At 59.3% G+C, this 12,446-nt stretch carries 12 protein-coding genes; 6 read left to right on the top strand and 6 right to left on the bottom strand.

All coding sequences use genetic code 11. The features are described from left to right. Positions 1-27 precede the first annotated feature (27 nt). Positions 28-804: an N-acetylmuramoyl-L-alanine amidase gene (locus ACQY47_RS14160; RefSeq protein WP_428557294.1), complete on the top strand. Its 777-nt coding sequence runs from the start codon at positions 28-30 to the stop codon at positions 802-804. A 124-nt stretch (positions 805-928) separates the two neighbouring features. On the opposite strand, the gene ACQY47_RS14155 is transcribed toward ACQY47_RS14160, so the two are convergent. Further along, on the bottom strand, positions 929-2,716 hold the full coding sequence (locus tag ACQY47_RS14155) for an ATP-binding protein (protein ID WP_428557293.1): 1,788 nt from the start codon (positions 2,714-2,716) through the stop codon (positions 929-931). A 10-nt stretch (positions 2,717-2,726) separates the two neighbouring features. After that, complete coding sequence (algB, locus tag ACQY47_RS14150; RefSeq protein WP_017139083.1) at positions 2,727-4,073, bottom strand: sigma-54-dependent response regulator transcription factor AlgB; 1,347 nt, start codon at positions 4,071-4,073, stop codon at positions 2,727-2,729. Positions 4,074-4,451: 378 nt separating this feature from the next. Between algB and ACQY47_RS14145 the strand changes: the two genes are divergently transcribed. From ACQY47_RS14145 to ACQY47_RS14125, 5 genes are all read left to right on the top strand, one after another. Beyond that, positions 4,452-4,742, top strand: coding sequence for a hypothetical protein (locus ACQY47_RS14145; protein WP_017139082.1), 291 nt, complete (start codon positions 4,452-4,454; stop codon positions 4,740-4,742). Positions 4,743-4,820: 78 nt separating this feature from the next. Beyond that, on the top strand, positions 4,821-4,985 hold the full coding sequence (locus ACQY47_RS14140; protein ID WP_003170804.1) for a DUF1328 domain-containing protein: 165 nt from the start codon (positions 4,821-4,823) through the stop codon (positions 4,983-4,985). A gap of 2 nt (positions 4,986-4,987) precedes the next feature. Continuing rightward, entirely contained in the window at positions 4,988-5,455 is a 468-nt protein-coding gene (locus ACQY47_RS14135; RefSeq protein ID WP_169987972.1) for an inhibitor of vertebrate lysozyme family protein, read from the top strand. Between the two features lie 728 nt (positions 5,456-6,183). Then, a complete protein-coding gene (gltP, locus tag ACQY47_RS14130; RefSeq protein ID WP_017139080.1) occupies positions 6,184-7,515 on the top strand; it encodes a glutamate/aspartate:proton symporter GltP in 1,332 nt (443 codons plus the stop codon). 98 nt (positions 7,516-7,613) lie between these two features. Further along, the gene (locus tag ACQY47_RS14125) at positions 7,614-8,843 is read left to right on the top strand and encodes a nucleoside recognition domain-containing protein (protein WP_017139079.1); all 1,230 of its coding nucleotides are present in this window, start codon (positions 7,614-7,616) and stop codon (positions 8,841-8,843) included. A gap of 92 nt (positions 8,844-8,935) precedes the next feature. Here ACQY47_RS14125 and ACQY47_RS14120 read toward each other — a convergent pair whose 3' ends face one another. Genes ACQY47_RS14120 through ACQY47_RS14105 form a run of 4 tightly spaced genes read right to left on the bottom strand, consistent with a single transcriptional unit; the run spans position 8,936 to position 12,432 of the window. Then, positions 8,936-9,547, bottom strand: coding sequence for an ABC-type transport auxiliary lipoprotein family protein (locus ACQY47_RS14120; RefSeq protein WP_428557292.1), 612 nt, complete (start codon positions 9,545-9,547; stop codon positions 8,936-8,938). Next, complete coding sequence (locus tag ACQY47_RS14115; RefSeq protein WP_017139077.1) at positions 9,544-10,482, bottom strand: MlaD family protein; 939 nt, start codon at positions 10,480-10,482, stop codon at positions 9,544-9,546. Before ACQY47_RS14115 ends, ACQY47_RS14120 begins: the two co-directional genes overlap by 4 nt. 1 nt (position 10,483) lies before the next feature. Continuing rightward, a complete protein-coding gene (locus ACQY47_RS14110) occupies positions 10,484-11,287 on the bottom strand; it encodes an ABC transporter ATP-binding protein (protein ID WP_428557291.1) in 804 nt (267 codons plus the stop codon). Beyond that, positions 11,284-12,432, bottom strand: coding sequence for an ABC transporter permease (locus ACQY47_RS14105; protein WP_017139075.1), 1,149 nt, complete (start codon positions 12,430-12,432; stop codon positions 11,284-11,286). The genes ACQY47_RS14110 and ACQY47_RS14105 overlap by 4 nt, the downstream gene beginning before the upstream one ends. Positions 12,433-12,446: the final 14 nt, after the last annotated feature.

Raw genomic sequence — 12,446 nt, 5'->3', positions numbered from 1 at the left:
ATCGTCTTCTGCGTACTGTCTTCCGCCATGAAATCCTTTTGCATTGCCTTTGTGCTTCTTTTGCTCGCCGGCTGCGCCAGCGGCCCGCGGCTGAACACCAGCCACCCTTCTTTGAACCACGACAACCGCGTGCAGTTCGTCATTGTCCATTACACCTCCGCCAGCCTTGAACGCTCCCTGGCGCTGCTCACGCACGGCCAGGTCAGCAGCCATTACCTCATTGGCGATGACGCTTCAGGCACCATCTACAAGCTGGTAGACGAGAGCCAGCGCGCCTGGCACGCCGGTGAAAGCGAATGGGCGGGCCGCACCTGGCTCAACTCCAGCTCCATTGGTATCGAGATCGTGAACCCAGGTTATACAGACGCGCCGACCGGCCGCCTGTGGTACCCGTACTCCGAGGCCCAGGTGCAGTCGTTGGTGGTGTTGCTCAAGGACATCAGCAAGCGCAACGGCATCGACCCCAAAAACATTATCGGCCATAGCGACATTGCGCCATTGCGCAAGCTCGACCCAGGCCCGTTGTTCCCGTGGAAGCGCCTGGCGGCTGAAGGTTTGGGCGTGTGGCCGGATGCACAGGTGGTGGCTCGGTTCCAGCAACAGTATGCCGTTAGCCTGCCGAGTATTACGTGGTTCCAGGAAGAACTGGCGCGCCTGGGCTACCAGACGCCGCAGACGGGTGAGCTGGATGTGGCCACGCGACATGTGATCGCGGCGTTCCAGATGCACTTCCGGCCATCACGGTTCGACGGCACGCCGGATGCGGAAAGTGCAGCGATCCTGAGCGCATTGAACCGCCGCTAAAGGTGTAACCCCATACAAATGTGGGAGCGGGCTTGCCCGCGATGACGGAGTGTCAGTCAACAAAGTTTTGGCTGAACCACCGTAATCGCGGGCAAGCCCGCTCCCACATTTTTTTGTATCCAGGCTACAACGGCAGTGCCATATAGAACTGCGTACCCTGCCCCGGCCGCGAATACACGCCCATGCGACCGCCGTGCAACTGTACGATCTCCTTGCACAACGCCAGCCCCAGGCCAGCGCCGCCTTTCTTGCGGCCTACTTGTACGAAAGGTTCAAAGATGCGCCCCTGTTGGCCATAGGCAATACCCTCGCCGTTATCTTCAACGCTGATAATCACCCGTTCGCCGTGGCGGCGCGCCTGCAAGCGAATCTGGCCACCATTGGCCGTATGTCGCAAAGCATTGCCTAGAAGGTTATCGAGTACACGCTCGAGTTGAACTTGGTCGGCGTACAGCCTGGGCAATTCCGATTGGGCTTCCACCAGCAGTTCGATGTGTTGTGCGTTCGCGGGCTCCGTGAACCGGGCTCGTGCGTGCTCGAGCAAATCAGTGACATCGCATGGCCCGAGCGTGAGTTTTTGCAGGCCGTTCTGGTAGCGCGAGAAGTTGAGCAGGTCGTTGATCAACTGCATCAGGCGCTGCATTTCTTCATTGACCGTATCCAGCAGGTCGGCCTCACGGGACTCGGCGGGAAACTTCGCCCGTTCGCGAAACAGCCCGAAGGCCATGTGCATGCCCGTCACCGGCGTGCGTAATTCGTGGGAGGCGCGCAATACGAACTCGCTGCGCACACGTTCGAACGCGCGTTGTTCGGTGACGTCATGCAGCACCATCACCGCACCTAGAATATGCCCTTGGGTATGGCTGACCGGCGTCAGGCTGTAGGTCAGCAGGCGCAGTTCGCCTTCGACTTCCACTTCCAGATCGTCCGGCGCGCGCTCCAGGTTGCCGCCGCGCAGCACCAGTTGCAGCTGCTCATCCATTTCAGGGCGACCCAAGGCTTCACCCAAGCCTTGGCCGAGGCGCTCTTCGTCCCAGCCCAACTGGCGCTGTGCCACGGGGTTAAGGTGTTCCAGACGGCCTTGGCGGTCAATCATCAGCAAGCCGTCGTCGATGCTGTCGAGCACTGCTTGCAGGCGTTGCTGGCCGGCCAGCAATTCATCGATATTGGTCGCCTGATGCTGACGCAGTGCTTCGGCCATGATGCCGAAACGACGGGTCAGCTGATTCATTTCTGCCGCCGATGAGATCGGCAGCGTCACTTCGAAATCGCCTTGCCCGATCTTGTCGGCGGCCTTGGCCAAGGCTTCAATTGGCCCGCCAAAGCGCCGGGCGATGCCATGGGCGGTGACGAAGCCGATGATCAACACCGCCAGGCCGACCAGCCCCAGCAAGCCGGCGATTAACAAGGCGCGATTGCGCGACTTGTGCTCGCTGTCGTTGATATTTTCCAGGGCGCCTTTGTGTTCAGCGATCAGTCCGTTACGCAGTGCATTGAAGGTTTCGGTGAGTTTTTCGTTTTTATTGTTGGCCAGTGAGCTTTGCTGAGCCTCGTCAAACGCCTTGAGGAAATTCAGGTAGTCGATGCGTGCCTGGCTGAAGCCACTGGTTCTGCCGTCCTGCTGCTCATGGGCGATGCCCTGGTCCAGCAGGGCAAAATAGTTCTGCTTGGACGTCTGCAGGGCAGCGGGGTCGGGCCGCTCCTCCAGCATCAGGATCAACTGGTCGCCCAAGGTCTGGCGCAGCTTGAGGCCCAGGTCCAGGGTGATAAAGTTGCTGCGGATCAGCGACTCCTGGCTCTTGGCCATTTGCATGACGCTGACCAGTCCCAGGACCAGTCCCAACAGGGCGACGGTGATCAGCGCTGAGATACTCAGAAACAACCGAGTGCGCAGTTTCATCGCAAGCTTCATAAGGTGCAGCTCACAGGTTGTACTGTTTACGTTTGCGGTACAGGGTCGACGCGTCGATGCCCAGCGTGCGGGCCGCTTGATCCAAGGTGTCGCTGGTAGCGAGAACGGCGCCGATATGGGCTTTCTCCAGTTCGTCCAGGCTCAGTGCTGCGCCAATACGCGGGGCATTGTTGGTCGGCTGTTCGGCCATCCCGAGGTGGCTGATTTCAACCTTTTCCTGCGGGCAAATGATGCTGGCCCGCTCCACCACGTTACGCAGTTCGCGGATATTGCCCGGCCAGCGGTAGTTAAGCAGCGCTTCACGGGCGGCATCGCTGAAACCGCGTGCAGGTCGGGCATACTCCTTGACGAAGCGCGCCAGGAAACGGTCGGCCAGAGTCAGGATGTCTTCACTGCGCTCGCGCAGGGGCGGCAGGTGCAGGGTGATGACGTTGAGGCGGTAGAGCAAGTCTTCCCGGAAACGGCCGTCGCGCACCATGTCTTCCAGGTTCAGGTTGGTGGCCGCGAGGATGCGCACATCAGCACGTCGAGTGACCGGGTCGCCTACGCGCTCATATTCCTTGTCTTGAATGAATCGCAGCAGTTTTGGCTGCAACGTCAGGGGAAAGTCGCCGATCTCGTCGAGAAACAGCGTGCCGCCGTCGGCTTGGTTAACGCGGCCTAGCGTGCTCTCACTGGCGCCGGTAAACGCGCCACGGCTATGGCCGAACAACTCGCTTTCCATTAGCTCGGCTGTCAGTGACGGACAGTTAATGGTCACGCAGGATTTTTTCGAGCGTTTGCTCCACCCGTGAATGGCCCGGGCCAGCTCGCCTTTACCGGTGCCGGACTCACCGAGGATCAAAATATTGGCATCGGTGCCAGCCACCTGACGCGCAGTTTCCAGTACCACCATCATCGCCGGGCTGTGGGAATCGAGGCCGTCCTTGGGTTGGCGCACTGCGCCTTCCAGTGCTTCCAGGCGTGCGGAGAGCTGGCGCACTTCCAACTGCTTGGCGGTGGCCAGGCGCAGTTGATCGGGGCTGCACGGCTTGACCAGGTAGTCGGCGGCGCCGGCCTGGATCGCGTCAACGGCGGTGTCTACAGCCGAATGCGCGGTCACAATCACCACGCGCATCCATGGCGCCTGGATGCGCATCTGGGCCAACACATCCAGGCCATTGTCTTCACCCAGGCGCAGGTCCAGGAAGCACAGATCGAATACCTGACGCTGCATCAAGGCATCGGCTTGGGCGGCGCTGTTGGCAGTGGCTACGCTGTAGCCTTCATCTTCCAGGCAGTAACGGAAGGTGCGGAGGATCGCGGATTCGTCATCCACTAAAAGAATGCGGCCTTGAAGTTCCTTGGCTGATTCCATCTGTCCCGCGCTCCTTAACTATAAATGATGGTGTTTAGTCCCGGATTAATCGGGCAAGTTGCATGGTTTATTCTGATTCATAAAAGGCATCTTCGCGCAGGTATCTTCACGTTCCCCTACAAAGGCGCCGATTGATGGCGTTTTCTTGCCTTCTTGCCAATTCGGCAACGCCCGCGGTTGTTTCGATCCATTGACCCGACCACTGACCATCGTGCATTTCGCACGGCCTGCAAAGGGGCATCGTGCAGGATGCTGTTCGATACTGTATTGGTGTATCTATAACTAATTGATTTTATTGAGTTTTATTTTGTAAAAAAACTGGCATGCACTCTGCAATAGCTCTCCCAACGAATAATCAAAATGCGGGAGAAATGCAGCATGACTCGCCAAAGCCTCAGCCAACTACGTGTATCGCCACTGCGCTTGCAGCAAGGTCTGTTCGCCAGCCTGGCTTTGATGGTCACGTTGATTGCCGGCCAGCAGATGCAGCATTGGCAGCAAAGTCAGCAGCAAACCGCGCAATTCGAACGTCCGTCGATGACCCAAACCCATTTCCGTTCCGTTGGCAGCGCCAGCGCTACTACTGAAGTAACCGCCCCGCAATTGAGAGTGGCAGGCCAGGATTCAACCCTGGGTGAATTGCCAACCCAAGAGCGCTGGGTGTTCTAAGCAAGAAAAGGTCGCTTGTGTTGAGCGGCTGCACGGCACTACCGCTGTTACCCCTATAAAAGCGTAAGGAGAATCACCATGTTGAGTTGGGCAATCACATTTCTGATCATCGCCATTGTGGCTGCAGTCCTGGGCTTCGGTGGTATCGCGGGCACCGCCACGGGTATCGCAAAAATTCTGTTTGTGGTCTTCCTGGTGATGTTCATCGCTTCGTTCTTCTTTGGTCGTCGCGGCCGAGGCTGAATATGACCATTTTGTCCTTTAAAGCCATGGCTGCCGCCCTGCTCTTGGGCGGCAGCGGGCTGGTGATGGCCGCCAATGACGGCCAATCCCGAGCCAACGAATTGCTTAGTGCGGATAAGCAGTACCGCGAAACCTGGCAAAGCGTGGTGAAGAAAGAACAGCGCTTGCCGGAATGGGTGATGAACCTGTCCGGTACGGCCGAGCAAATGAATGCCGTTGAAGAAGATGGCGACAAGTATTTGGTGGGGCCGCTCTGTGAGACTGCAGATACGTGCCTGAACAAGCGCCTGATCGTTGCCTTTAGCCTCGACAAGGAAGATGCCTACGCCATGTTGGTGGAAGTCCCGGCCGGTTTGCCGGCGGACAAATCCCCGACACGGCATGCCGATTATCGTTTTATCGGTAAGCCGAACGAAGGCATGCAAAAGCTGCTGATGGAGCAGCTTAAGAAAGATCCGAATTGGTACTAGGTTCCGTCTGATGCGTCTGTCGTCTGCGGAGCCGGCGTCCATAGAAAGAAGCCCCTCGCTTCTTTCTGTCTGCATCGCCCGCCAAGGGTATGCATGACCAGGGGGCCGGGTTGCTCTGATCAATCAAGATCGGCGTGACCTACGGGTACAGGGAGTGCCTGCGCAAGGGCCGGGTCAGGTGAAAAGCTGCGACGCAAGTTCACAAGCCCTCACGCTTGCTGAACTTGCGACGGGCTTGTCACTCTCATGCTCCGCTTCTTATACGGCTCATAGCCGACAATTTCTCTTTTGCGCGCGCCTAACCATTACTTGGTGTTTCGTGGCGACCATCTATCGAGAAAATTTTGGCTGCGCCATAGGACATTTCTGGCGCCAGGTCAGTGAATTCCCAGGCATTTTCGCCAACCTGTATAAGTCGTCCAACATCTCTGAGCGAGCCGGTATTGGCCGGTTAACGGCATATTCACGGGCTTTAATGGCGGATTTGAACTGACCGTTCGGACAGCTAATTTCAAAAAAAGTCATGCCGATTCGGCATAGGGTAGGCGTTTACGGCATTAGACGTCGAACCCTTGCATGGGAATAGTTGCGCCTTTTTTCGCCTGCCAGTAAGCCATTTCGGCCATGCTGCGGTGACCTTCCATGGAGGCAAATGCGCACACTTTTTCGCTTCCGAGCGTTGCGAGTGGCGCATTTGCCTTAAGTCCACTTGAAGTAAGGGTAATGACATGAAGAAGGCAAAGCTAAGCCTCGCCTGGCAGATCCTCATCGGTTTGGTACTGGGGATCGCAATCGGTGCAGTGCTCAACCATTTCAGTGCTGAAAAAGCCTGGTGGATCAGCAATGTGTTGCAGCCAGCGGGCGATATCTTTATCCGCCTGATCAAGATGATCGTGATCCCGATTGTGATTTCCTCGCTGATTGTTGGCATCGCCGGCGTAGGGGATGCGAAGAAGCTGGGGCGGATCGGCGTCAAAACCATTCTTTACTTCGAAGTGGTCACCACCATCGCCATTGTGGTCGGCCTGTTGCTTGCCAACCTGTTCCACCCGGGCGCCGGCATCGACATGAGTACCCTGGGTACCGTCGACATTTCCAAATACACCGCCACCGCCGCCGAAGTGCAGCATGAGCATGCGTTCATCGAAACCATCCTCAACCTGATCCCATCGAATATTTTCGCTGCCGTTGCCCGTGGCGACATGCTGCCGATCATCTTCTTCTCGGTGCTGTTCGGCCTGGGCTTGTCGAGCCTCAAGCCTGAGCTGCGCGAACCGCTGGTGACCATGTTCCAGGGCGTGTCCGAGAGCATGTTCAAAGTGACCCACATGATCATGAAGTACGCCCCAATCGGTGTATTTGCCTTGATCGCGGTAACCGTCGCCAACTTCGGTTTCGCCTCCTTGCTGCCGCTGGCCAAGCTGGTGATCCTGGTTTACGTCGCCATCCTGTTCTTCGCCTTTGCGGTACTGGGCCTGATCGCCCGCCTGTTCGGCTTCTCGATTCTCAAGCTGATGCGCATCTTCAAGGATGAGTTGGTACTGGCCTACTCCACCGCCAGCTCCGAAACCGTGTTGCCGCGTGTGATCGAGAAGATGGAAGCCTACGGTGCGCCGAAGGCCATCTGCAGCTTTGTGGTGCCAACCGGCTACTCGTTCAACCTCGACGGTTCGACCCTGTACCAGAGTATCGCGGCCATCTTTATCGCCCAGCTGTATGGCATCGACCTGTCGATTGGCCAGCAACTGATGCTGGTACTGACCCTGATGGTCACCTCCAAAGGTATCGCCGGCGTGCCGGGCGTGTCCTTCGTGGTGTTGCTGGCTACCCTGGGCAGCGTGGGCATTCCGCTGGAAGGCCTGGCCTTTATCGCCGGTGTCGACCGTGTGATGGACATGGCGCGTACCGCACTCAATGTGATCGGCAACGCCCTGGCCGTTCTGGTTATCTCTCGTTGGGAAGGCATGTACGACGATGCCAAGGGCGAGCGCTACTGGAACTCGCTGCCGCACTGGCGCAGCAAAGAAGCCGCACCGACCGCACAAGCTACCCGCGGCTGATAGCACCGCTGCTTTGAAACAAACCCCGGAAAATTCCGGGGTTTGTCGTTTCTGCCAGCCCCGCTATCATTCGCCCCATCTTTCGGGGGATTCAACTGATGCTCAATGGCCTGTGGCTTGGCTTCTTTGTCGTGGCAATGGTGTCAGCACTGGCGCAATGGCTGGTTGGCGGTAATGCCGGGATTTTTGCGGCGATGGTCGAAAGCATTTTCGCCATGGCCAAACTGTCGGTGGACGTGATGGTGCTGCTGTTCGGCACCCTGACCTTATGGCTGGGCTTTTTGCGCATCGCCGAAAAAGCGGGCATCGTCGATTGGCTGGCCAAGGCGCTCGGCCCGCTGTTTCGCCGTTTGATGCCGGAAGTGCCCGCTGGCCACCCGGCCATCGGCTTGATCACCCTCAACTTCGCCGCCAATGGCCTGGGCCTGGACAACGCCGCCACACCGATTGGCCTGAAAGCCATGAAGGCGTTGCAGGAACTCAACCCCATCCCCAACACCGCGAGCAACGCGCAGATTCTGTTCCTGGTGCTTAACGCGTCCTCGCTGACGCTGTTGCCGGTGACGATCTTCATGTACCGCGCCCAGCAAGGCGCCGCCGACCCGACGCTGGTGTTCCTGCCGATCCTGCTGGCCACCAGCGCCTCAACGCTGGTGGGCCTGTTGTCGGTGGCTGTCATGCAGCGCCTGCGCTTGTGGGACCCGGTGGTGCTGGCGTATCTGATTCCCGGCGCGCTGATGCTGGGCGGCTTTATGGCGTTGCTGGCGACACTGTCCGCCACGGCGCTGGCGGGCCTGTCGTCGATCCTCGGCAACCTGACGCTGTTTGGCTTGATCATGCTGTTTCTGGTGATCGGTGCGTTGCGCAAGGTGAAGGTGTATGAGGCATTTGTCGAAGGTGCCAAAGAGGGCTTCGATGTTGCCAAGAACCTGCTGCCGTATCTGGTGGCGATGCTTTGTGCAGTGGGCGTATTGCGCGCCTCCGGGGCGTTGGACTTTGGCCTGGAGGGGATTCGCCATGTGGTGGCCTGGACGGGCATGGACACGCGCTTTGTCGATGCATTGCCGACGGCGATGGTCAAGCCGTTCTCCGGCAGCGCGGCGCGGGCGCTGTTGATCGAGACCATGCAGGCCAAGGGCGTGGACAGCTTCCCGGCGTTGGTCGCGGCGACGATTCAGGGCAGTACCGAGACCACCTTTTATGTGTTGGCGGTGTACTTTGGTTCGGTGGGCATCCAGCGCGCGCGGCATGCGGTTGGGTGTGCGCTGCTGGCGGAGTTTGCCGGTGTGGTGGCGGCAATTTCGGTGTGCTACTGGTTTTTTGGTTAAGGCTTAGATCGCTATCGCAGGCAAGCCAGCTCCCACATTTTGATTTGTGAACACCGTCAAATGTGGGAGCTGGCTTGCCTGCGAAGAGGCACTCAGCGTTTCGCAGCAGCATTGCCCTGCTGCACCACCCAATCCACCACCTGCTTATTCAACTGATCCCCTGCCTGCCCAAACGCCGCCACTACCGCGGGCACTTTTGTATCGCCGACCGGCTGCTTCACCTCAAACCGCCGACTGGCAATAATCCGCTGATCACTGCCACGCACCAGCCGCGCATCCAGGCGGATCACCACCTCCACCGCACTGCCATGGTACTCACTCTGAAACGCCTGCAACTGCCCGCCCAGCTCGTAATCGGCCTGCAGGTTGGTCTCGTCGGTACTCAGCAGCGTCACCCGCCCATCGCGCTGGAAACCGTCCATAAACCGGTTGCGCAGCAACACCGGCGTCGGGTCGCTCCAGCGTGAGTTCGCGTAGCTGCTGATCAGGTCGCCGTTTGGCACTACGGCGATGCGCGGGCTGTCGAGAAACTCGCTGCTCTGCGGCTTGGACACCCGCAGCGACCAGCTCACCGGCGCGCCTTGGGTGCTGGTTGGCGCCGACGCCAGGCGATACACATCAGACGGATCCGGCTTGGGCAGGATCGAGCAGGCGCTGATCAGCACCAAGGCCAAAGGGACGATTATTTGGTAAGCACGCTTCATGGCGTGAACTCCTTGTTCTTGTCGCTGCCCAGCAGGTAACCGCTGGGGTTGGCTTCGAGGCGGCGGGAGATGGCGCGCAGCGAACCGAGGGTTTCGCGCAGCTCTCGCACGGCCGGTGCCAGTTCGTTGAGGCCCTGCATGCCGCTGTTCACCGAGTCTTTGTTGTTGGTCAGCAAGGTGTTGATGGTCGTGGTGCTTTGTTCCAGCGACTTCATGGCCTGCTCGGCACTGCCGAAGGCTTGCTTGCCTTGGTCATTGAGCAAGCCGTTGGCATTGCGCATCAACGTGGTGGTTTGCTCCAGCGCGGCGCTCGCCTGTTTGCTCACCTGCATCAATTGTTGCATCACTACCTTGATATCACCGCGTTGGTCGGCAATGGCGCCGGTGGTTTGTTGCAAGTTGTCCAGGGTGTTGCTCAGGCGCTCGACGTTCTCCCGCGAGAACATGTGGTTGGCGTTGTGCAGCAGCAGGTTGATGCTGGTCATCAGGTCGTTGCTGTTATTAAGCAGGCGCGCAATGGGGGACGGCGAGGCGATGATTTCCGGCAGGTTGCCGTCCTTGCCCTTGAGCTCCGGGCTTTGCGGCGTACCACCGCTGAGCTGGATGATCGAGGTGCCGGTGATGCCGGTCAGTGCCAGCTTGGCCTGGGTGTCTTCCTTGATCGGTGTCTGCCCGGCCAAACGGATGCGCGCCAGTACCCGGCGCGGGTCTTTCGGGTCCAGGCGCAGGCTGGTGACATCGCCCACCTTGATCCCGCTGTATTGCACCGAACTGCCCTGGGACAGGCCGCTGACGGCCTCGTTGAACACCACCTCGTATTCCTGGAACGCGCTGTCGACGCTGGACTTGGCCAGCCACAGGCCGAACAGCATGGCGCCGACCACCACGATCACGCTGAACAGACCGATCATCACATGATGGGCTCGGGTTTCCATGTCATACCTCGTTAAGCGATTGAGCGGCATCCAATGCCGCGCGGCCACGGGGGCCGTGGAAATATTCGTGAATCCAGGCGTCGTCCGTTTCCGAGACGACATCGATGGCATCGGCCACCAGCACTTTCTTCTGCGCCAGCACCGCCACACGGTCGGTGATGGTGTAGAGCGTGTCGAGGTCGTGGGTGACCAGGAACACGCTCAAGCCCAGCGCATCGCGCAGGGTGAGGATCAGTTGGTCGAATTGCGCCGCGCCAATCGGGTCGAGGCCGGCGGTGGGTTCATCCAGGAACAGAATGTCCGGGTCCAGGGCCAGGGCGCGTGCCAGGGCCGCGCGCTTGATCATGCCGCCGGACAATGACGCCGGGTATTTATCCGCCGCCGACAAAGGCAGCCCTGCCAGGGCTAGCTTGACTGCCGCCAAGTGTTCGGCGTCGCGACGGCTGAGCCCGGCGTGTTCGATCAACGGCAGGGCGACGTTTTCGGTGACCGTCAGCGAGGAAAACAGCGCACCCTTCTGGAACAGCACGCCAAAGCGCCGTTCCACCAGCGAGCGTTCATGTTCCGACAAATTGGGCAGGTTCTTGCCGAATACCCGCACCTCACCTTCGCTGGGCCGCCGCAGGCCGACGATGCTGCGCAGCAGTACCGACTTGCCGCTGCCGGAGCCGCCGACCACCGCGAGGATCTCGCCTTCGTACAAATCCAGATCGAGGTTTTCGTGCACGCTCTGGCTGCCAAAGCGATTGCACAGGCCGCGCACTTCGATCACCGCCTCAGTGGGCGCACGGTGTAGACGACTCACCAGCCCATCTCCATAAAGAACATCGCGGCGACCGCATCCAGCACGATCACTACGAAAATAGACTGCACCACGCTGGAGGTGGTGTGCGCGCCGACCGATTCGGCGCTGCCGCTGACCTTGAAGCCTTCGAGGCAGCCAATCGCCGCGATCAGGAAGGCGAAAATCGGCGCTTTCACCATCCCCACCAAAAAGTGCTGCACGCCAATGTCCGATTGAAGCAGAGAGAGAAACATCGCCGGTGAAATATCCAGGGCGACGGCACACACCACGCCGCCGCCGACAATCCCCGAGAGCATCGCCAAAAATGTCAGCATCGGCAGCGACACCAGCAGCGCCATTACCCGTGGCAGCACCAACAGTTCCATTGGGTCCAGGCCCAGGGTGCGGATCGCGTCGATTTCTTCGTTAGCCTTCATCGAGCCGATTTGCGCGGTAAAGGCGCTGGCCGTTCGGCCTGCGATCAGGATGGCGGTAAGCAATACGCCGAATTCTCGCAGGAAAGAAAACGCCACCAGGTCCACGGTAAAAATCGTCGCACCGAAGCTTTTGAGCACGGTGGCGCCGAGGAACGCCACCACGGCGCCCACCAGAAAGGTCAGCAACGCGACGATGGGCGCAGCGTCGAGGCCGGTTTGTTCGATATGCGCGACCATCGGTGTGATGCGCCAGCGTTTGGGGCGCAAAACGCCACGGGCGAAAGTTTCAAGGATCAGGCCGATAAAGCCCAGCAGTTTCATGCCGTCCTGCCATACCGTGTCGACAGCTCGACCGATACGCGCCAGCACTTGGATACCGGCGGCTTCTTCCGGCTCTTTGTCGGGTACGCAGAAATCGTTCAGAGAGCGGTAGACGGTTTTGAGCAGTGCCCGGTCGGCGGTAGACAAGCTGCAATCGGTCTGCTCGGCGGAATGCTCGATGCGCTCCGGGCCCAGCAACTCGACCAGCAGCGAGGCACCCGCGGTATCCAGGGCGCCGAGGCCATTGAGGTCGATGCGTGCACCGGCGTCGTATTGGCCGTCGAGCTTGTCGCTCAGCTTTTTAAGATTGGCGTAGTGGGCAAGCGTCCAGTCCCCCGTAATCCTGAGCAACGGGGGAACGCTGGAGGTGTCGAGGTGGGCTGCGCCGGCCGTGGTACGAGTGGTCATAAGCTCCGAGCTTG

This window comes from Pseudomonas edaphica (assembly GCF_965277385.1).
GTDB lineage: Bacteria > Pseudomonadota > Gammaproteobacteria > Pseudomonadales > Pseudomonadaceae > Aquipseudomonas > Aquipseudomonas edaphica.
Note: the sequence above shows the minus strand (reverse complement) of the source record. Positions and strands in the feature narration are given on the sequence as shown.